General features: G+C 71.9%; 20 protein-coding genes. 13 read left to right on the forward strand and 7 right to left on the reverse strand.

The annotated features are described in order from the left end of the window. Positions 1 to 70: 70 nt before the first annotated feature. On the forward strand, positions 71 to 775 hold the full coding sequence (locus ACGFI8_RS26300) for a class I SAM-dependent methyltransferase (RefSeq protein ID WP_392808813.1): 705 nt from the start codon (positions 71 to 73) through the stop codon (positions 773 to 775). Further along, positions 772 to 2358 carry an MFS transporter gene (locus tag ACGFI8_RS26305; RefSeq protein WP_392808814.1) on the forward strand — a complete coding sequence of 529 codons (1587 nt, stop codon included), beginning with the start codon at positions 772 to 774 and terminating at the stop codon, positions 2356 to 2358. The genes ACGFI8_RS26300 and ACGFI8_RS26305 overlap by 4 nt, the downstream gene beginning before the upstream one ends. Positions 2359 to 2389: 31 nt before the next feature. Here ACGFI8_RS26305 and ACGFI8_RS26310 read toward each other — a convergent pair whose 3' ends face one another. Together ACGFI8_RS26310 and ACGFI8_RS26315 are read right to left on the reverse strand one after the other, a co-directional pair. Further along, entirely contained in the window at positions 2390 to 2920 is a 531-nt protein-coding gene (locus tag ACGFI8_RS26310) for a hypothetical protein (RefSeq protein ID WP_392808816.1), read from the reverse strand. Next, complete coding sequence (locus ACGFI8_RS26315) at positions 2917 to 3501, reverse strand: hypothetical protein (protein ID WP_392808817.1); 585 nt, start codon at positions 3499 to 3501, stop codon at positions 2917 to 2919. The genes ACGFI8_RS26310 and ACGFI8_RS26315 overlap by 4 nt, the downstream gene beginning before the upstream one ends. A 97-nt stretch (positions 3502 to 3598) precedes the next feature. Between ACGFI8_RS26315 and ACGFI8_RS26320 the strand changes: the two genes are divergently transcribed. The 3 genes from ACGFI8_RS26320 (at position 3599) to ACGFI8_RS26330 (ending at position 7471) form a co-directional block, all read left to right on the forward strand. Beyond that, positions 3599 to 4168 (forward strand): hypothetical protein, encoded by a 570-nt coding sequence (locus tag ACGFI8_RS26320; protein ID WP_392808819.1) that lies wholly within the window; start codon positions 3599 to 3601, stop codon positions 4166 to 4168. A gap of 31 nt (positions 4169 to 4199) precedes the next feature. Next, positions 4200 to 5402, forward strand: a complete 1203-nt coding sequence (locus ACGFI8_RS26325) for an MFS transporter (RefSeq protein WP_392808821.1) — start codon at positions 4200 to 4202, stop codon at positions 5400 to 5402. Between the two features lie 173 nt (positions 5403 to 5575). Continuing rightward, on the forward strand, positions 5576 to 7471 hold the full coding sequence (locus ACGFI8_RS26330; protein ID WP_392808822.1) for a transketolase: 1896 nt from the start codon (positions 5576 to 5578) through the stop codon (positions 7469 to 7471). Here ACGFI8_RS26330 and ACGFI8_RS26335 read toward each other — a convergent pair. Further along, positions 7458 to 8240, reverse strand: coding sequence for a hypothetical protein (locus tag ACGFI8_RS26335; RefSeq protein ID WP_392808823.1), 783 nt, complete (start codon positions 8238 to 8240; stop codon positions 7458 to 7460). The genes ACGFI8_RS26330 and ACGFI8_RS26335 overlap by 14 nt on opposite strands. A gap of 76 nt (positions 8241 to 8316) precedes the next feature. Between ACGFI8_RS26335 and ACGFI8_RS26340 the strand changes: the two genes are divergently transcribed. Beyond that, on the forward strand, positions 8317 to 9249 hold the full coding sequence (locus tag ACGFI8_RS26340) for a LysR family transcriptional regulator (RefSeq protein ID WP_392808824.1): 933 nt from the start codon (positions 8317 to 8319) through the stop codon (positions 9247 to 9249). Between the two features lie 12 nt (positions 9250 to 9261). Here the strand turns inward: ACGFI8_RS26340 and ACGFI8_RS26345 are convergent, their stop codons facing one another. Next, the gene (locus ACGFI8_RS26345) at positions 9262 to 10458 is read right to left on the reverse strand and encodes an ROK family protein (RefSeq protein ID WP_392808826.1); all 1197 of its coding nucleotides are present in this window, start codon (positions 10456 to 10458) and stop codon (positions 9262 to 9264) included. A gap of 121 nt (positions 10459 to 10579) precedes the next feature. On the opposite strand from ACGFI8_RS26345, the gene ACGFI8_RS26350 reads away from it, so the two are divergent. The 5 genes from ACGFI8_RS26350 (at position 10580) to ACGFI8_RS26370 (ending at position 15327) form a co-directional block, all read left to right on the forward strand. Further along, entirely contained in the window at positions 10580 to 11659 is a 1080-nt protein-coding gene (locus tag ACGFI8_RS26350; RefSeq protein WP_392808828.1) for a sugar ABC transporter substrate-binding protein, read from the forward strand. Beyond that, positions 11659 to 12402, forward strand: coding sequence for an ATP-binding cassette domain-containing protein (locus tag ACGFI8_RS26355; RefSeq protein ID WP_392808830.1), 744 nt, complete (start codon positions 11659 to 11661; stop codon positions 12400 to 12402). Before ACGFI8_RS26350 ends, ACGFI8_RS26355 begins: the two co-directional genes overlap by 1 nt. Beyond that, on the forward strand, positions 12399 to 13580 hold the full coding sequence (locus tag ACGFI8_RS26360) for a sugar ABC transporter permease (RefSeq protein ID WP_392808831.1): 1182 nt from the start codon (positions 12399 to 12401) through the stop codon (positions 13578 to 13580). The genes ACGFI8_RS26355 and ACGFI8_RS26360 overlap by 4 nt, the downstream gene beginning before the upstream one ends. Further along, a complete protein-coding gene (locus tag ACGFI8_RS26365) occupies positions 13577 to 14470 on the forward strand; it encodes an ROK family protein (protein WP_392808832.1) in 894 nt (297 codons plus the stop codon). The genes ACGFI8_RS26360 and ACGFI8_RS26365 overlap by 4 nt, the downstream gene beginning before the upstream one ends. 125 nt (positions 14471 to 14595) lie before the next feature. After that, a complete protein-coding gene (locus ACGFI8_RS26370; protein WP_392808833.1) occupies positions 14596 to 15327 on the forward strand; it encodes a superoxide dismutase family protein in 732 nt (243 codons plus the stop codon). Here the strand turns inward: ACGFI8_RS26370 and ACGFI8_RS26375 are convergent. Further along, positions 15317 to 18514, reverse strand: coding sequence for a BTAD domain-containing putative transcriptional regulator (locus ACGFI8_RS26375; protein WP_392808835.1), 3198 nt, complete (start codon positions 18512 to 18514; stop codon positions 15317 to 15319). The two genes, ACGFI8_RS26370 and ACGFI8_RS26375, sit on opposite strands and share 11 nt — an antisense overlap. A 144-nt stretch (positions 18515 to 18658) precedes the next feature. Beyond that, positions 18659 to 19513: a polysaccharide deacetylase family protein gene (locus tag ACGFI8_RS26380; protein WP_392808836.1), complete on the reverse strand. Its 855-nt coding sequence runs from the start codon at positions 19511 to 19513 to the stop codon at positions 18659 to 18661. A gap of 259 nt (positions 19514 to 19772) precedes the next feature. On the opposite strand from ACGFI8_RS26380, the gene ACGFI8_RS26385 reads away from it, so the two are divergent. Together ACGFI8_RS26385 and fumC are read left to right on the forward strand one after the other, a co-directional pair. Beyond that, complete coding sequence (locus tag ACGFI8_RS26385) at positions 19773 to 21428, forward strand: NAD-dependent malic enzyme (protein ID WP_392808838.1); 1656 nt, start codon at positions 19773 to 19775, stop codon at positions 21426 to 21428. A gap of 25 nt (positions 21429 to 21453) precedes the next feature. After that, positions 21454 to 22905, forward strand: coding sequence for a class II fumarate hydratase (gene fumC / locus ACGFI8_RS26390; protein ID WP_392808840.1), 1452 nt, complete (start codon positions 21454 to 21456; stop codon positions 22903 to 22905). 32 nt (positions 22906 to 22937) lie between these two features. On the opposite strand, the gene ACGFI8_RS26395 is transcribed toward fumC, so the two are convergent. Then, entirely contained in the window at positions 22938 to 23351 is a 414-nt protein-coding gene (locus ACGFI8_RS26395; RefSeq protein WP_392808842.1) for an arsenate reductase ArsC, read from the reverse strand. Positions 23352 to 23380 lie beyond the last annotated feature (29 nt).

Here is a 23380-nt window from a genome sequence, read left to right on the forward strand (position 1 = left end):
TTGCCGACTTGCCGTCGCGATTGTCACCATCGCTGGACCAGGTCCTAGTGAGACGAACCGGGAGCAACCGATGACACATGGGTTCGACAAGGAGTATTGGGAGCAGCACTGGCGGCACGGAAGCGCCGACGGTCCCGGATCCATGGGCGGGAATCCGCCGAACCCGTACCTCGCTCGTGAGACCAGCGAGCTGGTACCGGGCACGGCGCTGGACGCGGGGTGCGGCGCCGGCGCCGAGGCGATCTGGCTCGCCTCGCACGGGTGGCAGGTGACCGCGGCCGACATCTCGTCCGGGGCACTCGCCCGCGCCGCCGAGCGCGCGACGGCGAGCGGCGCCTCCGAGCGCCTGCGGTGGGTCGAGGCGGACCTGTGCGTCTGGCACCCTGGCACGCGGTTCGACCTGGTCACGACCCACTACGCCCATCCGGCGATGCCGCAGCTGGAGTTCTACGACCGCATCGCCGGATGGGTGGCACCGGGCGGCACCCTGCTGATCGTCGGTCACCTCCACACCCACAGCGCAACCGGCGGCGGCCACGGCCACGATCACAGCCAGCATGGCCACGGGTCCGGGCACCATCCGCCCGCCGAGGCGTCAGCCACCGCCGCGGCCATCACCGCGCGCCTGGACGAGACAGCGTGGGAGATCGTCACCGCCGAGGAGCGCCACCGGACGCTCATCGGTCACGGGGGCGCAGAGGCCCTCCTCCACGACGTCGTCGTGCGCGCCACCCGGCGCCGATGCCCGCTGCCCGCTCGACAGGAAACCCGATGAGCACGAAGCTGTCCGCACAGGCGGGCGACGCCGACCAGACCATCCACGACCCACGCCAGCGTCGCGCGATCCTGATCGCGGTCTGTATCGCCCTCATGGCCGTCATCGCCTCGGTGTCCGGCCTGAACGTCGCCCAGCCGAGGCTCGCTGTCGAGTTCGGCGCCGCACAGAGCACCGTGCTGTGGATCATCAACATCTATACGATCAGCCTCGCCGCACTGCTGCTTCCGCTCGGCGCGCTCGGCGACCGGTTGGGCCGCAAGCCGGTGCTCCTCGCCGGCCTCGCTGTGTTCGGGGTGGCAAGCGCGGCCGCGGGCCTGGCCACCTCCTCCGAGGTGATGCTCGCCGCGCGGCTCATCAGCGGTGTGGGCGCGGCGATGATCATGCCGGTCACCCTCGCCGTCATCACCTCGACCTTCCCCGACGAAGAGCGCGCCAAGGCGATCGGTGTCTGGACCGCCGTCGCCGGCGGTGGCGGCATCCTGGGGATGTACCTGTCGGCCCTCCTGGTCGACCTGGCCACCTGGCGGTGGCTGTTCGTCCTGCCGGTCGCGCTCGTCCTCGCCGCCGCCGCCGTGACGGTCCGGTCGGTCCCGAACTCCCGCGAGCAGTCGGACCATCGGTTCGACGCCATCGGCTCGCTGACTTCCGCGGTCGCCGTACTCGGACTCATCTTTGTCCTCCACGAAGGCCCCGAACGGGGCTGGACCGCGCCCGTGACGCTGCTGAGCCTCGTCATCGGAGCCGTCGCCGCCGTCGGCTTCGTGGCATGGGAGCTGCGCCAGAAGGCCCCGCTCCTCGACGTCCGGCTCTTCCGCGAGCGCGGTCTGGCCAGCGGATCCGTGTCGCTCCTGGCGGTGTTCGGCGTGCAGGCCGGCATCTTCGTGGTGCTCTTTCCGTACTTCGAGGCCGTGCTCGGCTGGTCCGGCCTGCGCTCCACACTGGCGCTGATGCCGATGGCGGTGCTGATGATGTTCGCCTCCGGCCTCGCGCCGCGGATGGCAGCGCGCATCGGCAGCCGTTCGACCATGGCGTCCGGCATCTTCCTCGGCGGCGCCGGCCTGGCGCTCATGGCCGTATTCGTCTCCGTCGAAGGCGGGTACCTCTCGGTGCTGCCCGGCATGCTGGCCATGGGACTCGGCATGGGCCTGTCGATGACCCCGTCCACCGAGGCCATCACCACCGCGCTGCCGCGCGAGCACCAAGGCGTCGCGTCCGCGCTGAACGACGTGACCAGGGAGTTCGGTACCGCGCTCGGCGTCGCCCTGCTCGGAGCGGTCCTGTCGGCCGGCTACCGCGACGCCGTTGACTCCCGGCTCGACGCAGTCCCCGGCGCAGCCGCCGACGCCGCCCGGGGCGGCATCGCCAACGCCCTCGAAGCTGCCGACGCAGCCGGACCCCGCGCGCACTCGTTCATTCGCGCCGCCCAGGAGTCCTTCGTCGAGGGTTGGCAGAAGGCCATGTGGGCAGGCTTCACCATCATGGCGGTGCTGTTCGTCTACGTCCTCCTCCGGGGCCCCCAGCGCAATCCCGCCACGCCGGCAGCCGACACCGCGGCGCCCGACGACACCGTCACCCGGTGAAACGACGGGGCGCTCGCGGCGTGGCGTCCGATCAGGCCGTTTGGTCGACCGTGCCGTCCGCGGCGATGCGCAGCCGCGCCTGGGGTGCGCCGCCCGCGCACGCGCTCTGCCCGGCGTCGGGGTCCGGGCAGATCAGGCGTGGCTGTACCCGCACCTCCGCGGAGATCGGCGTCGGCGCGCCCGCCGGCGTCGTCACGGTCACGATCACCGGGTCGAGGGTCAGCTGCGGCACTGGAGCGTAGCCGTACCCTGGCCCCGGACCCGGCAGCTGCACCGGCCCGCACGCCACCGCGTCGGGACCCGTCGACGCCCCCGGGCAGGGCGCGCTGCTCGTCGGACCGGCGATCAACAGCGGCACGTCCTGCTCGGCGCAGCCCCACGTGCCGCAGGTTTTCAGGTGTACCTGCGGCACGCGGGCCGAGACCGCCTGGTCCACGTCGATGCCGAAACCCCGCAGGGGTGCGGCGCCCGGTGCCGGCTGGCCGCCGGCGTCTGATGTGCCGCACCCGTTCGCGCCGGACCAGACGCCGACAAGCATCAGCACGAGGAGAAGTCGCTTCACGCCCGATCCGACGCGTTCGTCGCGTTCCCCGTTCCATCCTGCCGTCGACCAAACGGCCGCGGATGCCGACGCGACCGCCCTGGCGGTCGCGGTCGGGCCGGCCGCGGCAGGCTCCGCACCCAGTCGAGCACCCGGTCCACATCGGCGCGGGTCCACCCGATCGCCGGGTCGATCGACACGAGCAGCGTGGGTGCCACGCGCCCGGCGGCCCAGCGCCGGCCCGTCGGGGTGTGGTTGTCGTCGATCCAGGCCGCCGGGCGGTCGCCGACCACGGCGTCGACGGCCGGAACCTTGAGTTCGGGCTCGAACGGCGCCGGCGGGAACCGGACCACCGGCAGCGGATCGACGCCGAGCAGGGGCAGATAGCGCTCGTTGGCGTGCTCGCCCCAGCCGGTGGCCCACCACAGTTCCCCGGCGGCCGCGAGCTCGCGGATCCAGTCCCCGTGCGCCACGCAGTACCGCTCGGGCCCCTCCCCCTCGAAGAACACACGTTCCTGGTAGCCGTCGGGACACGCCGGCGCGGCGAACGGATTCAGCACGCCGTCCAGGTCGAGCAGCAGCACCGGTACCGTCGAACGCACGACCCCACATTACGTCCGCGGAATCTCGGCCATCCGCCCGGTCGCGGCCGATCTATAGTGCCGACCGGGGTTGCCGTGCGTACTGGGAGGTCATTCGGTGTCCGAAACGGTGTTCCTGACGGCGGCGATCGCCGTCGCCAAACCGCGCCTGCAGGCGTACCTGAGAGCACCGGTCAAGCCGGCATCGGGATGGCCGGAACAGCAGTGGGCCGGCATCAGCGAGGCGTGCCGCGACGAGCTTCCCGCCGCGATCGAGGAATGCGACCGGTGGCTCGAAGGCGACTACGCGACCGTGTTCGGTGAGTTGGCGCAAGACGACGAGCTGATGTTCCGGTTCGACGAGGATTCCGGGTCGCTGGCCATCGACTTCTCCTGCCGGGTCGACTTTCGGCTGCCGACGCTGGTCTGGGCGTTCACGGTACTTCGCGGCATCGCCGAGTTCATGGCAGAGGGCGACCACGGGATCGTGACGGTGACCGCCGACTGGAACGAGGACCGGATCGTGATGCGTCTGACGCCGGAACACACGGCGTTCCTGGACCGGAACGGCGACGTCAGGGCCCGCGCGGAGGCAGGCGATCGGGAGATCGACATTCGATCCGCGGCCTGCGACGGCTATGAGGCCGGCTCCGCCGCCGAAACCATCGATTGGCTGGCCGACGACTGACATATCGGCTCGCCGACGCTTAGGGTGGCGCGTGCCCGCATCCCGTTTGGTTGCATACGCGAGCGCCGCCGTCATGGTGCGGGCGGCCGACGAGGGCGGGCGTGTCGCCCTGATCCTGCTGGCCTTTGACCGGTTGCATCGCGAGGGCGCCACCGGGTTGCTGGTCGCCTGCTTGATGATTCCGCACGTCGTCGCCGCGCCGGTGGTCGGGGCGCTGACGGACTGGGCACGGCGGCCGTCCCTGGCGATCGCCGGACTCACGCTCGGGTTCTCCTCCTCGCTGGCGCTCACCGCGATCACCCTGGGTCACGTGCCGCTGAGCACGTCGCTGCTCATCCTGCTCCTGGGCGGCTCCTGCGGGCCGGCGCTCACCGGGGGTCTCAGCAGCCAGGTTTCCCGGCTCGCCAAGCCGGAGTCACTGCCGCGCATCTTCGGCGTCGATGCGCTGACCTACAACCTCGCCGGTATCGGCGGGCCCGCGCTGGCCGGCCTTACGGCGAGTCTGGTCAGCAGTACGGCCGCATGTCTGCTGATGGCAGCATTCTCGGCCGCCGGCGCCGTCCTGGCAGCGGCCCTGCCGGTGCGGCAGGAGCGGGCGGCCGGAGCCACGGGCCGGCCGTCGTTGACCGGCGGGGCCAGGGCCATCGTGGCGAACAAGACGCTGGCCACCGTGATCCTGGCCAGCGCCATCGGCCAACTCGGTCCCGGCGCGGTGCCGGTCGTGGTCGCACTGGCGGCGAAGGCTCACCACCATGCCTCGGCGTCCGGGCTCATGCTCTCCGCGGTCGCGCTCGGCGGCCTGCTCGGTTCGCTGCTGTGGACTGCCCGCCCGGCACCCACGCGGCTCGCCCCGGCCGTGGTCATGCTTGGCATGTGCGGTACGGGTCTCCCCGTGCTGGTCGGCGCCGTCACCACCTCGCTGCCCGTGTTGACCGCGGCGCTCGCCCTTTCCGGGTTCTTCCTCGGGCCGTTGGTCGGCGCGCTCTTCACCGCGCGCAACGCCTTGTCGCCCGAGGACGTCCGGGCGCAGGTCTTCACCATCGGCGCGGGCCTCAAAATCACTGCCGCGGCGGCCGGTACGGCCACCATCGGGCTGCTCGCCGGGGTTCCATTGGCCGTTCAGTTCCTCGTCGTCGGCCTCAACCCGATCGCCACCGGATTGATCGGGCTGACCGCCTTGAGGACGTTCGCGAAGCGGCCCGCCCGCGCGAAGGCCGGTGCCGAGCGCGAGTGACCGGCGGCGGTGCCGGTCAGGTGTTGGCGCCGCGGGCGGCGACCGCCCAGCGGTCGATTTCCCGGCCGCCGGCTCGGGCGGCCCGATAGCGCGAACGCCAGGACGTTTGCCCTTTGCACTGACCGGGCGGCCCGCTTACCGTTAGCCGCCGCGACGGGCGGGTAGTAACCGACATGACCACGATCACCACCCCGCCTGACACGAGCCTGGACACCGTCGCGCAGCTCGCCGCCCAGCTGCGGGTCGACGCGATCCGCTCGTCCACCAGCGCCGGATCCGGCCACCCCACCTCGAGCATGTCCGCCGCCGACCTGCTCGCCGTGCTCGTCGCGCGGCACCTGCGCTACGACTGGGACGACCCGTCCGCCGACACCAACGACCACCTGATCTTCTCCAAGGGTCACGCCTCACCCCTGCTCTACGCGGTCTTCAAGGCCGTCGGCGTGGTCACCGACGAGGAGCTGATGCACGACTACCGGCGCTTCGGGCAACGCCTGCAGGGCCACCCCACCCCCGCGCTGCCCTGGGTCGACGTGGCCACCGGCTCGCTCGGACAGGGCCTGCCCGACGGCGTCGGCGTCGCCCTGGCCGGCAAGTACCTCGACAAGAAGCCCTACCGGATCTGGGTCCTGTGCGGTGACAGCGAACTCGCCGAAGGTTCCATCTGGGAAGCCTTCGACAAGGCCTCCTACTACCGGCTGTCCAACCTCACGGTCATCGTCGACGTCAACCGGCTCGGCCAGCGCGGCGAAACCGAACTCGGCTGGAACCTCGATGCCTACGCGGCCCGCGCCGAAGCCTTCGGCGCCCGCGTGCTGACCATCGACGGCCACGACCTGACCGCCATCGACCAGGCGCTCACCACCGCCACCGACAGTACCGATGCCGATGGCAGGCCCACCGTGATCCTCGCCAAAACCGTCAAGGGCAAAGGCTTCTCCGAGGTCGAGGACCGCCCAGGCTGGCACGGCAAACCCTTCCCCGCCGACATGGCCGAACGCGCCATCGCCGAACTCGGCGGCCCGCGACACCTCACCATCCGCGGCCCGCGGCGCCCGGCCGGCCGCGGCACGGACGGTCGCGCGCCCGCCGCCGCCGGCGACAAGGCGCGACCCAGCTACGAGCTCGGCGCGAAAGTCGCCACCCGCAAGGCATACGGGGACGCCCTGGTCGCCCTCGGCGCCCGCGACCCGCGGGTGGTCGCGCTCGACGGTGAAGTCAACAACTCCACCTATGCCTTCGAGTTCGCCCGTGCCTTTCCCGACCGGTACTTCGAAATGTTCATCGCCGAACAGCAGATGATCGCCGCCGCCACCGGCCTCGCCGCACGCGGCTACCGCCCCTTCGCCTCCACCTTCGCCGCGTTCCTGACCCGCGCCTACGACTTCATCCGCATGGGCTCCATCAGCGGCGTCGACGTCCGCCTGGTCGGCTCCCACGCCGGCCTCGAGATCGGCGCCGACGGCCCCTCCCAGATGGGTCTGGAAGACATCGCCATGATCCGCGCCGTGCACGGCTCCACCGTGCTCTACCCTGCCGACGCCACCAGCACCGTTGCCCTGACCAACGCCATGGCCACCAACCCCGGCATCAGCTACCTGCGTACCACCCGCGGCGCCTACCCCGTCCTGTACCCCGACGGCGAACCCTTCCCCATCGGCGGCTCCAAGGTCCTGCGCGAAAGCGACCACGACCACGTCGTCCTCATCGGCGCCGGCGTCACGCTGCACGCTTGCCTCGCCGCCGCCGACAACCTCGCCGAAGCCGGCATCACCGCCCGGGTCATCGACGCGTACTCCGTCAAACCCATCGACGGCACCACCCTCGCCGCGGCCGCCACCGCCACCGGCGGCCGCATCGTCGTCGCCGAGGACCACCATCCCGAAGGCGGCCTCGGCTGCGCCGTCATCGACAGCCTGGTCGCCGACGGCATTTCCGACCTGCACATCACCCACCTGGCCGTCCGCGACATGCCCGGCTCCGGCAGTGGAGCAGAGCTCCTCGCCTGGGCCGGCATCGACGCCAACCACATCGCGGCAGCCGCCCGGCACCTTGTCACCAGCGGGTAGACCCACCGGCGTCGAAGCCGACTGCCGGCGCGATCGGCACCCGTCGCCACGTGACGCCCGCCATCGCCAGGCAGGCGAGCAGCCCGAGCCCGACCCCGGCGAGTCCGATCACGGGGGCGCTCAGCGCGACGACGAGGCAGAAGGCGAGGTAGCAGGGCAGGCTGCGCACGAGGCCGACCAGGGTGTGGACGCCGGCGATCGCGCCGTCGCGAGTCACCGCGACCACGGTGAGCGTCGTACACATCGTCGGGAAGGCCGCGATCGCGCCCGCGAGGTCAGGGCCGGCGAGCCGGCTGCTCAGCACGGCGGCTGCGACGATGGCCGCCGCGCACAGACAGGTCAGGGCCGTGGTCGACCAGTGGCGGGGCGAGCCGAGCCGCGGCTGCGCGGAGGGCATGAGCCGTGGGGCGACCGCGAGCGCGCCGACCGCGACGGCCACCGCGAGTGCGGCCGGCACCTGGTGGACGACGAACGAGCAGATGACGTAGGCCGATGCGCCGCACACGGCACCGCTGATCAGGCCACGCCGCCGCAGGACCCGTGCGAGGACCACGCCGAGAACGACCTGTGCGGGGACGTGCGCCGCCGCGCTCAGGGCCATCGAGCCCGCCGCCTGAGGATTCGCGTCGACCGTCACGGCGGCCACCGCCACCGCGAACGCGAGCGGCAGCGCCGCGACCCATCCGGCCGCCGAGGGGCCGAGCCGTCGTTCGATCAGGGCGGCAGCGGCCATGACGGCCGGAGCGAGCAGGAGCGGGATGAGGATCACGCCAGCCAGCGTGTCCGATGCTAACGTTCGCTACCAGCTCCTATTCGCGAAGGAAATTCGTAGGATAATCCGAACTATGGAACTGCGACGGCTGCGCCTCCTGGACGGGTTGGCCCGGCTGGGCACGGTCGCCGCGGTCGCGGACGCGCTGTCATACAGCCCGTCGAGCGTGTCCGCGCAGCTTGCCCAGCTCGAACGTGAGGCGGGCGCCAAGCTGCTGCGACGAGTCGGCCGCAACGTCGAACTCACCCCGGCCGGTCGCCGGCTGGCCGTCTACGCGGCGGACGCCCTCGCCGCCGACGAGGCCGTTCGAGCCGAACTCGCGAGCATCGGCGACGCACCACGCGGGCGGCTGCGGATGACCATCGTCCAGACTCCAGCGCTGGCGCTGCTCCCCGCGACGCTGGACCGGCTCGCGACAACGGCGCCCGACCTGCAGGTCGAGGTCCATCAGCGCGAGACGGCGCCGGCACTGGCCGAGCTGCGCTCACGCGCCGTCGATCTCGTGGTCGGCATCGAGTACGACCCCGTTCCCGTCGGGCGCCAACGCGACATCCACCGGCGCGACCTGATGCGCGAGGACGTCCTCCTCGCCGTGCACCCCGAGCACCCGCTGGCCACGCGCGGCCCCCTCCCCCTCGCCGCCTGCGAGCACATGGCGTGGGCCACCGGCCACCGCGGGACAGGCCTCGACGCGGTGCTGCGCAACGTCTGCAACCGTCTGGGAGGCTTCGAACCCGGCATCAGGCATCGCAGCGACGACGGGCTCGTGCTCGGCGCCCTCGTGGCCTCCGGCCGAGCCGTCGCCCTGCTACCGGCGCTGCTCACCGCGGCGCTGCCGCAGATCACCACACAGTCGCTGATGGAGGAGCGCCTCCAACGCACCGTCTTCACCGCCACCCGCGCCACCGCGGCCGATGCGCCCGCCGTCATCGCCGTGGGGAGTGCACTGCGACAAGCCGCGGCGGCAATGGCAGCGAACCGCCACGACGTCGACGTCACGCCCTGACACCGCCGCCCGTCAGCCGGCGGCCGCGGTGTCCAGGACCAGGTCCCTGGCGTCGGCCAGGCCGACGGCGAGGGCGCCGAGCAGGACGGCGTCCGTGCCGAGGGTGGAGACCTCGATGCGTGGCGGGCGCAGCGCGACGAGGTCGCACAGGCGTTCGGCGACCGGGGTGGTGAGCAGGTCGCCGGGCTGGCTGCCGACGCCGCCGCCGAGGACGACGAGCTCGGGGTCGAGCACCGCGGTGATGCCGGCGAGGGCATGGCTGACGTGGTCGACCTCGCGCGCCACCGCCTGGCGGGCGATCTCGACGCCGGCGCGGGCGGCGTCGAAGACGTCCTTCGCGGTGCTCACGCTGGTCAGGCCGAGCCGGCGGGCCATGGCGACCACGCCGTCGGCCGAGGCGACCGACTCGAACAGGCCGCGCCGGCGGGCGGCCGGCTCGTCGGCGAGCGGGTCGTCCTCGCCGACCGGCAGGTAGCCGATCTCGCCGGCGGCGCCGCGGAAGCCGCGGTACAGCTTGCCGTCGATGATGATGCCCATGCCGGTGCCGGTGCCGATGGAGACGTAGACGAAGTGCCGCACGCCGCGGCCGAGGCCGTAGGTGGCCTCGCCGACGGCGGCCAGGTCGATGTCGTTCTCCACGACGTAGGTCGCGCCGGCGATGCCGGCCAGGCGTTCGACGCTCCCGCGGCGGTTCCAGCCGGGCAGGTTCGGCGCCAGGTGCAGGGCGCCGGTGGCCTTGTCGTGGATGCCCGGGGTACCGAAGACGGCCAGGGTGATGTCGTCGCGCGTGATGCCGGCCGCGGTGGCCAGCTCCTCGGCGAGGCGGGTGAGCTGCGCGACGAGGTCGCGGGCGCGCACGCTGCGCGACGGCTCGTCCTTGCGCGCGACGATCCGCCCGACCAGGTCGGCCAGGGCGACACGGACGTAGGAGCGGCCGACGTCGACGGCGAAGACCCAGCCGGCCTCGGGGCGCACCTCGTACAGCACCGCGGAGCGACCGGCCGCGCCGGCGCGCATCCCGACCTGGCGCAGCAGCCCGGCGCGCTCCAGGTTGGCCAGGGCGCCGGCCACGGTCGGCTTGGACAGCCCCGTGTGCTGGGCCAGCTCGGGGCGCGACACCGCGCCGAGGCGGAAGGTCTCAGCGAACACGGCTCGCTCGTTCATCACCCGCAGCACGCTGGTCGTGCTGGCGGTGGCGGTGGTCTGCACGGGGTACAGCGTGCCACAGGGGTTCAGAAAGGTCCCTTATCAATTTTGTAAAGGACCTTGCCAAGGGTCGGCCGAGTGCCCGAACATCCTCGCGAGAACCCTCCGAGGAAAGGTGCCCTCCGTGAGAGCCAGATGGTTCGTCGCAGTGCTGACCGCCGCGGCGGTCCTCGCCGGCGGGTGTGGCGGCGGCAGTACCGGTGACAAGCAGGGCGGCAAGGACACGCTGACCATCGCGCTGTTCCTGCCGGAGTCCAAGACGACCCGCTACGAGGCGTTCGACCGGCCGCTGTTCGAGGCCAAGGTGAGCGCGCTCTGCGCGACCTGCAAGGTGCTGTACTCCAACGCCGACCAGGACGCCGCGAAGCAACAGCAGCAGGTGGAGGCCGCCCTAACCCAGGGCGCGGACGTGCTGGTGCTCGACGCTGTCGACGCCGGCGCGGTCGCGTCGCTGGTCAACCAGGCCAAGCAGAAGAAGGTGCCGGTCATCGCCTACGACCGGCTCATCTCCGGGATCACGTACGAGTACTACGTCTCCTTCGACAACGTCCGGGTCGGCGAGATGCAGGGCCAGGCGCTGCTCGACGCGCTGAACAAGGCCGGCAAGGCGAACGCCGGCAAGATCGTCATGATCAACGGCTCGCCCACCGACCCCAGCTCCGCCGACTACAAGACCGGCGCGCACAAGGTCCTCGACGGCAAGGTGGAGATCGGCCGCGAGTACGACACCCCGGACTGGAGCCCGGACAAGGCCCAGCAGGAGATGGAGCAGGCCATCACCGCGCTCGGCCGGGACACCGTCGTCGGGGTGCTCTCCGCCAACGACGGCATGGCCGGCGGCGCCATCGCGGCGATGAAGCGCGCCGGGTACGCGACGCTGCCGCCGATCACCGGCCAGGACGCCGAGCTCGCCGCGGTACAGCGGATCCTCACCGGCGAGCAGTACATGACCATCTACCTCGACATCCGGCGGGAGGCCGAGCAGTCGGCGGAGCTGGCCGTGGCGCTCGCCCGGGGCGAGAAGCCGGCCGCGCCGACGAAGGTGGCCAACGGTACCGGCGACATCCCCGCGTTCCTGCTCGACCCGACCGCGGTCACCGCGGACAAGATCAAGGACACCATCATCAAGGACGGCTTCTACAAGGCCTCCGAGATCTGCACCGGCGCCGTCGCGGCGGCCTGCACCACGGCCGGAATCCAGTAGTGCTCTCCGCAACCGACGTCAGCAAGCGGTACGGCGCGGTCCAGGCTCTCGACGGGGTGAGCCTGGACCTCCCGTCCGGCCAGGTGGTCGCGCTGGTCGGCGACAACGGCGCCGGCAAGTCGACGCTCGTCAAGGTCCTGTCCGGGGTCGTGACCGCCGACAGTGGCTCGATCGGGCTCGACGGCGCCCCGGTGCGCATCGGCAGCCCGCACGACGCGCAGCGGCTCGGCGTCTCCACCGTCCACCAGGACCTCGCCCTGTGCGAGAACCTCGACGTCGTCGGCAACCTCTTCCTCGGCGCGGAGCGGCGCCGCTGGAGCGTGCTCAGCCACATCCGGATGGAGCGCGCGGCGCGCGACCTGCTGTCCTCGCTCGACGTGCGCATCCGCGACATCCGGGTGCCGGTCGCCATGCTTTCCGGCGGCCAGCGCCAGTCCGTGGCGATCGCCCGCGCCCTCATCGGCGAGCCGCGGGTCGTCATCCTGGACGAGCCCACCGCCGCGCTCGGCGTCGAGCAGACCGCGCAGGTGCTCGACCTGATCCGCCGGCTGCGCGACCGGGGCCTGGCCGTCCTCGTCATCTCCCACAACCTCGCCGACGTGCGCGCGGTCAGCGACCGGATCGTGGTCCTGCGGCTGGGCCGCAACGCCGGCGAGTTCGCCACCGCCGAGTCCACCCCCGAGGCCGTCGTCGCCGCCATCACCGGCGGCGCCGCCGCCCCCGCGCCCGAGGAGATCGCGTGACCACCACGACCGGGCGGCTGTACCAGTCGCTGATCCCGCTGCGCGGCGCGGGCCGCGCCGACCTCGGCGCGTGGCCGGTCGTCGGCGGCCTCGTCGTCATCGCGGCGGTGTTCGGCTCCCTCAACGAGCATTTCCTGTCCGCCGAAAACCTCACCAACCTGGCCCTGCAGATGGCCGCGACCGGCACCATCTCGCTCGGCGTCATCATGGTGATCCTGCTGGGCGAGATCGACCTCTCGGCCGGCTCGGTCAGCGGCCTGTGCGCGGTGGTCATGACGATCCTGTCGGTGCGGCACGGCTGGAACCCGGTCGCCGCGGTCGGCGTGGCGCTGGGCTGTGTCGCGCTGATCGGCCTGGTGCACGGGTGGATGTTCACCCGGCTGCGGATGCCGTCGTTCGTCGTCACCCTGGCCGGGCTCATCGGGTGGCAGGGCCTCATGTTGTACCTCCTGGGCCGCGGCGGCACCATCAACCTGCCCTTCGAGGGGTTTCTGGCCGGGCTGAGCGACACCTGGCTGCCCCCGTGGGCCGGCTGGCTGCTCGCGGGCGCGATCGTCGCCGGATGGACCGCCGGCTCGCTCGTCCAGCGGCGCCTGCGCCGCGCCGCCGACCTGCCCGTCGGCTCCGGGCTGTGGCTCGCGCTGCGGCTGGGCGGGCTCGCCGCCGTCCTGGCCGTCGCCGTTTCGGTGCTGTCGGCCGACCGCGGGGTACCGCTGCTGCTCGTCATCTTCGGCACGCTCGTCGTCGCCCTCGACCTGATGCTGCGCCACACCGTCTTCGGCCGGCACATGTACGCGGTCGGCGGCAACGCCGAGGCGGCCCGCCGCGCCGGCATCAGCATCGTGCGCATCCGCGTCATCGCGTTCATGGCCTCCGCCACCCTGGCCGGGTTCGGCGGCATCATCGCCGCCAGCCGGCTCGCCGCGGTCAACCAGAGCTCCGGCGGCAGCGACACCCTGCTCATGGCCATCGCCGCCGCGGTCATCGGCGGCACCTCGCTCTTCGGCGGCCGCGGCCGGGCCTACGCCGCGCTGCTCGGCATCCTCGTCATCCAGTCGATCACCAACGGCATGCTGCTGCTCAGCGTCGACTCCTCGGTGCGGTACATGGTCACCGCCGCGGTGCTCGCCGTCGCCGTCGCGATCGACTCCCTCGCCCGGCCGGGCCGGCCCCGGTGACGCGGCGGGTTCTGGCGATCGACTTCGGCGGTACCAAGGTCGCGCTGGGCACGGCGACGGTCGGCGCGACCGACGGCCGGCCGCACGCCACGGTGCGCCTGGACACCCGCGGCGCCGAGGGCGCGGCGCAGGTCGTCGAGCGCACCCTGGCCGCCGCCCGCGACCTCGTCGCCGAGCCGGCCGCGGTCGGCGTCGCCACGTTCGGCGTCCTGCGCGACGGCGTGGTCCGCCTCGCCCCGAACGTCCCCGGCTGGGACGGCCTGCCCCTGCCCCGCCTGCTGCGCGCGGCGTTCGGCGACACCCCGGTCGCCATCGACAACGACGTCAACGCCGGCGCCGTCGCCGAACTGCGCTGGGGTGCCCTGCGCGGCGCCGACACCGGGCTGTACGTCAACGTGGGCACCGGCCTGTCCGCCGCCCTCGTGGCCGGCGGCCGCATCCTGCCCGGCGCGAACGGCGCCGCGGGCGAGATCGGCTACCTGCGCGACACCGCGGACGCGCCCGCCTTCGCCGACGACCGCGCCCCGCTGGAGGAGGCGATCTCCGGCAGCGCCCTGGCCCGCCGCGGCTCGGCCCTGCTGGGCCGCCCGGTCACCGCCGCCGAGCTGTTCGAGTCGTACCCCGACCCGAGCGTCGCCGGCCTGCTCGACGAGGCCCTGGACACCCTGTCCCGCACGGTCGCCAACCTCAGCATCGTCCTCGACCCGCAGCGGGTGGTCATCGGCGGCGGCCTGATGGGCGCGGCACACCACATCCTGCCGCGCGTGGCGGCGGTGCTGGATCGTTCGGTACCGTTCCCGCCCCGCCTGGCCGCCGCCAGCTTCGTCGACGACGCACCCCTGATCGGCGCCCTGTCGATGGCCCTCACCCTGGCGGCCGCACGGCCGTGACGCGCCGGGCCGTCCCGCCACCCACGTGCGGGTCCTCGGCCACGTGCGCAACCGGGCAACCCTTCGCGCTCCGGGTGGTGACCCATCGGGTGGTCGTCGGGGGTGTCCGGGGTCCGGCCGCACCGGTGACGGCCAGGCTGGTGTATGTGCCGGTGCTGGTCGTCGCGCCGCCGACGCCCGCCCCGGCGCCCACCGACAACGAGGGGGTTGCGATGAAACGTGGAGTTGCCGCCACGCTGGTCCTGTTCGGGCCGGCGCTCTTCGCCGGCGGCTGCGGGAGCGACTCGCCGTCGCAGCAGCGGCCGGCAGCGTCGGCGTCGGCGCCGCCCCAGCCGTCGAACACGTCGGGCACCGAGCCGGCGATGGTGACGGCGAAGGGCACCTTCCAGCCCGCGGCGACGGCGCCGCCGGGGAGCACCGCGCTGCTGTACGACACCTCCGCGGCGACCTCGTCCGCCGCCGCGGTCCTCACCCTGCACACCGTCGGCGGGCACACCAAGGTCGCGCTAGCGGTGACCGGGTTCAACCCGAAGCGCACCTACGGGGCGCACCTGCACGTCAACCCGTGCGGCAAGGATCCGAAGGCGGCCGGCGGCCACTTCCAGCATCATCCGGAGCCGACGGCGAGCTCCTCGCCGTCCAACGACCCGAAGTACGCCAATCCGCAGAACGAAGTGTGGCTGGACTTCACCACCGACGCCGAGGGCAAGGCCAAGTCGAACGCCGACCAGCCGTGGGCGCTGACCCCGCAGCACCGGCCGTACTCGTTGGTGATCCACGAGGAGAAGACGAAGACGGGGGCCGGCGAGGCGGGCACCGCCGGCGGCCGGGTGGCGTGCCTGACCATCACGTACTGACCGGCCCGCGCACCACCGTCCGCCGGGCTCTGGCTTCCGGGGCGGCGGGAGTGCCTGACTGACCGGATCGATGCGCCAAGGCGTACGCGGTATCGGGGTCGAGGCCGATGGCGACCAGTTCGGTGATCGCTTGCGTGCGGACGACGTCGGCTTCGTCGGGGTCGCTGTGGCGTAACGCGGCGGCGATGCCGGCTCGTGCGCGGGCACGTTCGTAGGGCCAGTGGCGGTGCTCGGCTTCCCGGAGGGCGCGGCGGTGGAACGCGATGGCCTCGTCGTAGCGGCCGAGGACGGTGAGTGTCTCGCCGAGGTGGTTGGCGATGATCGGTTCGAAGTAGCCGTCGCCGACCGTCGTGCGGACCTGTTCGTATGCCTGCCGCTGGTAGCGCAGGGCAGCCTCGGGGTTACCCTCGGTGGCGAGGAGCCGTCCGTAGTCGCTGAGTGCTTCGGCGGCGCCGCCGATGTTGCCGTGTTGCCGTTTCAGGTTGATCGCCCACAGCAGCGCGATCGCGGCCGCGTCCGGCTGGTGCAGGGCGATGTGGACGCTGCCGAGCCAGCCCAGGGCGATGCTGAGCGCATGCGCGCTGCGGTGGCGCAGGTCCTGGGCGGCGTCGACGAGCATCCGGCGGGCCTGCTCGTGCCGGCCGAGTTCGTGCAGTGCTGCGGCTCCCTCGACCAGCGCCCTGCTTTCGAGGAAGCGGTCGAGCCGGGCGCGGGCCACCGACAGTGCCGCCTCGGCGGTGCGCACGGCGTCGAGATGCCGTCCCTCGTGCCGCAGGAGGACTGTCGTGTTCACCTGCATGGAGAGTGCGAGCTGGTCGTTGCCGAATCGCTGGTACAGGTGCGTGGCCCGTTCGACGCAGGCGCGGCACTCGGCGTGCCGGCCGAGGCGTAGGTACAGGGCTCCTGCCAGCGCGTTGGTGTCCGCGGTCAGTGCGTCGTCGCCGAGTGCCTCGGTGGCGGCGAGCGCCCGTTCGGCCAGCCGCAGCGCCTCGGTGCTGAGGCCGAACACTTCGGCAGAGCGGTACGCCATGCGGGCCAGGAGTGCGGCGTGCCGGTGCGCGCCGGCCTGTTCGGCGATGTCCACCAGCGCGACGATGGTGGACCAATTGGTGAACGCCCACGCCGCACCGTCGGCGGAGGTGCTGAATGCTTGTCCGGGGCGGGCGGTCGGTTGCGGTGCGCCGATGTTCCAGCGGTGCGTCTCCAGGTGCCGGCCGGCGACCTCGAGGGTCTGCACATAGGCGTCGAGCATCCGCAGCGTCGCGGGCCGGTGTTCCTGGTCGGTGACGAGGGTCGCGGCGAAGGCGCGGATCAGGTCGTGCAGCCGATACCGGCCGGGGATGTCGGCCTGGACCAGGTTCACCTCGACCAGTTCGTCGAGCAGGTCGGCGGTGTCGTGCGCCGGCAGGTCGGCCAGTGCGGCGGCCGCCCACACCTCGAGGGTGCCGGCGGGGTGCAGGCCCAGCCGGCGGAACAGCAGCTGTTGCGGCTCGGACAGCTGCCGGTAGGACAGGTCGAAGGCTGCCGCCGTGCTGTGCCCCTCCACGCTGATGGTGATCGGCGCCCGGGCAGCCGTGGCGAGCTGGGTCTGCATCATGGCGGCGCTCCAGCGGGCGCGGTGGCGCAGCCGGTGCCCGACGAGCCGGATCGCGAGCGGGAGCCGGCCGCACAGCTCGACGATCGCCGCCGCGGCGCCCGGATCGTCGTCGACCCGCTGGTCGGCGGTGTGCCGGAGCAGCGCGACGGCGTCACGCGGGTCGAGCAGGTCCAGCGACACCGCGATGGCACCGTCGATCGGGGCGAGCCGGGTGCGGCTGGTGACCAGGATCAGGCTGGGGCCGTCGAGCTGCAGCAGCGGTTCGATCTGGGCGGTCCGGGCGGCGTTGTCGAGCAGCACGATGCCGCGCCGGCCGTGCAGCCGGCGTCGCCACAGCGCGATACGGTCGGGAACGCTGTCCGGCATCGCCTGCCGGCCGAGGTCGAGCTGCCGTAGCAGCGTCCCGAGCGCTTCGTGCGTGGTGACCGGCTGCTGCTCGCTGTGGCCGTGCAGGTCGATGAACAGGTGCGCGTCGGGGAAACGGTCGGCCATGGCGTGGGCGACGGTCAGCGCGAGCGCCGACTTGCCAACCCCGGCCATCCCGTCGATGACCACGACCTGCGGCGAGCGAGCCCCGGCCCGATCCAGGGCCGGGCCGGCCGCCAGGATCTGTTGCAGCTCGTGTTCGCGGCCGATGAGGCGCAGCGGTGGGCGCGGCAGACACCGCGGCGGATCGTTCGTGCTGGTCGTCGCCGTGCCGGCCGGTACCGTCTCGCCCTCGGCCGGCGATGGTGATGGTTGGTCGAGGGTGCGGATCGCCTCCAGGTAGGCGTCGCGCAACGGCTCGCCCGGATCGATGCCGAGCTCATCCCGCAGTCGCTGCACCAGTTCGTGGTACACCTGGATGGCGTCGGGTCGTCGGCCGTCCTGGATGAGGGCGGTCATCAGCAGGGTCGCGAACCGTTCGCGCAGCGGATGCTCGGCGAGCAGGTGCTGCAGCTCGGGGATGAGCCGCCGGTGCAGGCCCAGGCGCAGTTCGGCCTCGGCGCACTCCTCGACAGCGGCCAGCCGGAGATCCTCCAGCCCGGTCGCATGCCGGGCGAGCACGGCGCCGGGCAGCCCGGCCAGTGCGGCGCCGCGCCAGAGTCCGAGCGCGCCGCGGAATGCCGCGACCGCGTCGATCAGCGTACCGTTCGCGGCGAGCTGCCGGGCGCTCGCCAGGCCGGCCGTGAACTGCTCGGCGTCCAGCCGGCTGTCGCCGAGGTCGAGCTGATAGCCGATCTGGACCGTGCGCAGCGACGCAGCCTCGCGGCCGTCGCGATGAGCGTCGAAGAGGTGACGTAATCGGTGTACGGCGTTGCGTACCTGTTGACGCACGGTCGCCGGTGGTTCCTGCCAGGCCAGGTCGATGAGTTGTTCGACACTGACCGGCCGGCCCGCGTTGATCAGCAGTCCGGCCAGGACAAGCCGGCTGTGCAGCCCTCCGACGTGCAGCGCACGCCCGTCGACGGTCACCGTGAGGGGACCTAAAATCCCGAACTCCATCGATGCCCGAACTCCCGCGCCCGACGTGGGGGAAATCCCACCGAGATCGGAGGATACCGAATCGACGCGAGGGGGGCGGCTGCGCAGGTACGCGACACGTATCACGCCTGTATCGCAGAGCCGCAAGCTGTGAGCGGTATACAACGGGGGTCGGTACCATCACGATGCGTGGTACTGATCGGACGTTCGGATGCGGGTGAGCCGCCCTGGCCGCTCACCCGCATCCGCGCGCCGCCACCACCACCGCCGTCAGGGGAAGTAGTCCTCCAGCTGGGCCGGGGTCAACCCGGCCGCCTTGATGGCCCGCAGCGCGGCGATGAAGTCCTCGACGAACTGCGCCCGGAAGTGCATGAGGATCACGTCACCCGGCTGGATGGCTTTGACCTCCTGGTACCACACGTTGCCCTGGTTGACCGACTCCTTCCAGAAGAACGCGGCCTTCATCCCGCAGTCGCGCACGGCCCGCAGCGTCGTCGCGTCCTCGATCCCGCCCGGCGGACGGAACAGCGTCGGCCGCCGGCCGTAGAGGGCGCCGAGCTGATCGGCCGAGCCGCAGATCTCGTCCTTCTGGAAGACGTACGACTTGCCGCTGAGGATGGTGTGGGTGATCGTGTGTGCCTCGATGACGGCGCCGATGTCCTGCAGCTTCTTGAAGTACGCCGGGTTGTCGCTGACCGCGTTGACGGTGAGGAACAGCGTCACGGGCACGTGCGCCTCCCGCAACAGCTCGGCCGCCTCGGGATGCTTGACCCAGCCGTCGTCGATGGTCACGAACGCCACTGGCTGATCGGTCGGCACCCGTGAGATCCACGGGACGTCACCGCCGTCGGCGACGGTGAGGGTGACCGGACGCGCGGGCGGGGCCTTGCCGAACGCCGGTAGGCGGTCGCGATAGGTCTCGGCCGAGGGCGGGCCGCTACCCTGCAGCGCGGTGCCGCCCGGCCCGGAGGCCGACGGGCTCGACACCGGCGAAGGCGTCCCGCCGCCGCTCCAACGCGCGTCGCGGGCGGGATGTGCATCACAGGCTGAGAACAACGTCGACAGGAACAGCAGCGCGACCACCAGCATGCGATTGCGTGGCGCTTCGGCGGGAGGGACAGGCACGCTCGGAGCGTAGCCAGCAGTTGTCGTACCGCGGGCGCGAAACCGAGCCGGCCATCGCGGACAGCGACTGCGGTTCACCCCCACAGCATGAGCGCAACGCGGACAAGTGGTAGTTCGGCTGTCAACCCCGTGGTCACCAACGGAGGTGAATCGCGGCCGTGGCGGGTGCGGCTACGGCTCGCGGGGGTAGGCGGCCGGCATGACGGCAATGGCGAATGTCGCGACGCGGCGGAAGTTCCGCGCGCAGGACGGTGCTTACGTGACGAGCGCGCGCGGGGCGGAGCTGCTGGAGATTCCGTTGTTGAACAAGGGCACGGCGTACAGCCGCGAGGAGCGGCGGGCGCTGGGCCTCACGGGGCTGTTGCCGTCGGCGGTGCAGAGCTTGGAGGATCAGGTCGCGCGGGCGTACGAGCAGTATCACGAGCAGCCGACCGATCTGCAGAAGAACGTGTTCCTGACGATGTTGCAGGACAGCGACGAGGTGCTGTTCTACCGGCTGCTGGGCGAGCATCTGCGGGAGATGCTGCCGGTGGTGTACGACCCGACGGTGGGCGAGGCGATCAAGCGGTACAGCCACGAATACCGCCGCCCGCGCGGGGTGTACCTGTCCATCGGCGAACCCGACCGGGTGGAGACGGCCCTCGCCGACCTCGGGCTCGGCCCCGACGAGGTGGATCTGATTGTCGCCTCCGACGCCGAGGAGATCCTCGGGATCGGCGACTGGGGCGTCGGCGGCATCGACATCGCCGTCGGCAAACTGGCCGTGTACACCGCGGCGGCGGGGATCGACCCGGCCCGGGTGATCCCGGTGTCGCTGGACGTGGGCACGGACAACGAAGGGCTGCTCAACGACCCGAGGTACGTCGGAAACCGGCACGGCCGCGTGCGCGGGCAGCGCTACGACGACTTCATCGACGCCTACGTGCGGGCCGCGACCAAGCTGTTCCCCAAGGCCCTGCTGCACTGGGAGGACTTCGGCCCGAGCAACGGCCGGCGGATCCTGGAGCGCTACCGCGACCGGGTGTGCACGTTCAACGACGACATGCAGGGCACCGGCGCGATCGTGCTGGCCGCCGCGCTGAGCGGCACCCGGGTGGCCGGCACGCGGATGCGCGAGCAGCGGATCGTCATCTTCGGTGCGGGTACCGCCGGGGTGGGCATCGCCGACCAACTGCGCGACGCGATGGTCCGCGACGGCCTGGACCGCGACGCGGCGACCCGGCAGATCTGGTGTATCGACCGGCAGGGCCTGCTCACCGACGACATGAGCAACCTGCGGGACTTCCAGGTGCCGTACGCCCGGCCGGCGCGCGAGGTGGCCGGCTGGCGCCGCGACGGCGAGGTCGGTCTGCGCGAGACCGTCGCGAACGTCAAGCCCAGCATGCTCATCGGCACGTCGACGGTGCATCGGGCGTTTACCGAGGACATCATCCGGGAGATGGCCCGGCACGTGGACCGGCCGATCATCTTCCCGCTGTCCAACCCGACCGAGCGCATCGAGGCGATGCCGGACCAGCTCATCCCGTGGACCGACGGGCGCGCGCTGATCGCCACCGGCATCCCGGTACCGCCGGTCACGTACAACGGCGTCACGTACGCCATCGGGCAGGCGAACAATGCGTTGCTGTACCCCGGCCTGGGGCTGGGCACGATCGTGGCCCGCGCCCGGAAGGTCAGCGACGGGATGCTCGCCGCGGCGGCCGACGCGGTGGGCCGCCTGGTGGACGTGAGCGCGCCGGGCGCCTCACTGTTGCCCCTGGTGGAGAACCTGCGGACGGTGTCGGCCACGGTCGCCGTGGCGGTGGCCGAGCGCGCCGCCGCCGAGGGGCTGGCCCGAACCGAGCTGACCGATCCGGTACAGCAGGTGCAGGACACCATGTGGCAGCCGGCGTATCGCCCGATCAAGGCCGGGTGACGCCGTGCAATACCAGGTGCACGACGTGCCGATCGGTCTGGACGCCACCGGCACCCGCACCGAGACCGACTCGCTCGGCGCGGTCGAGGTGCCGGCCAACCACTACTGGGGCGCCCAGACGCAGCGATCGCTGGTGCACTTCGACATCGGCGACGACCGCATGCCGAAACAGGTGTACCACGCCTACGGATACGTGAAGAAGGCCGCCGCGGTCGTCAACGCGCGGGCCGGACGGCTGCCGGAATGGAAGTCCGACCTCATCTCGAGGGTGGCCGACGAGGTGATCCATGGCCGCCTCGACAGTGAGTTCCCGTTGTACGTATGGCAGACCGGCTCCGGCACGCAGTCCAACATGAACGTCAACGAGGTGATCTCCAACCGGGCGATCCAGCTCGTCGGCGGACAACTGGGCTCCAAGACCCCGGTGCATCCCAACGACGACGTCAACATGGGCCAGTCCTCCAACGACACGTTCCCGACCGCGATGCACATCGCCGCCGTGACCGCGATCGACGAGCAGCTGCTGCCGGCGCTGGCCCGGCTGCACGACACAACCGCTCAGAAGAGCCGGCAATGGTCGAACGTCGTCAAGATCGGCCGGACGCACCTGGAGGACGCGACCCCGCTGACCGTCGGTCAGGAGTGGTCCGGCTACGCCGCCCAGCTCGCCGACGCGAGCGCCCACCTCATCGCGACGATGACCGGCCTGTACCGGCTGGCCATGGGCGGCACCGCGGTCGGCACCGGGTTGAACGCCCCACCCGGCTTCGACGCGGCCGCCGCCAAGAGCATCGCCGAGCTGACCGGCAAGCCGTTCGTGACCGCGCCCAACAAGTTCGCCGCCCAGGGCTCGCTCGACGCGCTCGTCCGCACGTCGGGAGCGCTGCGCGGCATCGCGGTGGCGCTGTTCAAGTTCGCCAACGACATGCGCTGGCTGGGGTCGGGGCCGCGGACCGGGCTGCACGAGCTGAACCTGCCGGCCAACGAGCCCGGCTCGTCGATCATGCCGGGCAAGGTGAACCCGACCCAGGCCGAGGCCATGCTCATGGTCTGCATCCAGGTCCAAGGCGCCGACACGGCCGTCGCCATCGCCGGCGGCGAGGGCAACTTCGAGCTCAACGCCTTCCGGCCGATCGTCATCACCAACGTTCTGCACTCGATCCGCATCCTCGCCGACGCCGCCGACCACTTCCGCCGGTTCCTCGTCGAGGGGGCCGAACTCGACGAGGAACGGCTGCGCCACAACGTGGACCGGTCGGTCATGATGGTGACCGCGTTGTCGCCGGTGATCGGCTACGACCGCGCATCGCAGATCGCCCACCACGCCATCGACGGCGACCTCACCCTCAGGGCCGCGGCGCTCGACCGCGGCGTCAGCGAGGACCTGTACGACCGGGTCGTCGTCCCGGTCAACCTGACCCGGCCCGGCACCGCCGATCTCTCGGCGGTCCGCGGTGACGGCGGCGGTCACCGCTGAATCGTCGCCTACCGCAAACCTGTCTGACGCGGTCAGCCGGTGGCGACGGGCAGTTCGGTGAGCAGTTGCTCGACGCGGCGCTTGATCTCGTCGCGGATCGGCCGGACGGCCTCGATGCCCTGCCCGGCCGGGTCGTCCAGCTTCCAGTCCAGGTAGCGCTTGCCGGGGAAGACCGGGCACACGTCGCCGCAGCCCATGGTGATGAGCACGTCGGAGGACTCGGCGGTGTCCCAGTCCAGTTTGCGCGGGGTGTTGGCGGTGATGTCGATGCCGACCTCTCGCATGGCCTCGACCGCGACCGGGTTGATCCGATCGGCGGGTTCGGAGCCGGCGGAGCGGACCTCGACGGTGTCGCCGGCGAGGTGGCGCAGCCAGCCGGCGGCCATCTGGGAACGGCCGGCGTTGTGTACGCACACGAACAAAACGGTGGGCTTGGTGGCGCTCATCTGGCGCTTCCTCCTGGAACAGCGTGCGG

Origin of the sequence: Dactylosporangium sp. NPDC048998 (assembly GCF_043197855.1) — a bacterium.
Classification (GTDB): Bacteria; Actinomycetota; Actinomycetes; order Mycobacteriales; family Micromonosporaceae; genus Dactylosporangium.

Bases quoted from the DNA above. Each gene is read 5' to 3' on its own strand.
- ACGFI8_RS26300 (WP_392808813.1), top strand. From the start codon at position 71: ATGACACATGGGTTCGACAAGGAGTATTGGGAGCAGCACTGGCGGCAC.
- ACGFI8_RS26305 (WP_392808814.1), top strand. From the start codon at position 772: ATGAGCACGAAGCTGTCCGCACAGGCGGGCGACGCCGACCAGACCATC.
- ACGFI8_RS26330 (WP_392808822.1), top strand. From the start codon at position 5,576: ATGACCACGATCACCACCCCGCCTGACACGAGCCTGGACACCGTCGCG.
- ACGFI8_RS26340 (WP_392808824.1), top strand. From the start codon at position 8,317: ATGGAACTGCGACGGCTGCGCCTCCTGGACGGGTTGGCCCGGCTGGGC.
- ACGFI8_RS26395 (WP_392808842.1), bottom strand. From the start codon at position 23,351: ATGAGCGCCACCAAGCCCACCGTTTTGTTCGTGTGCGTACACAACGCC.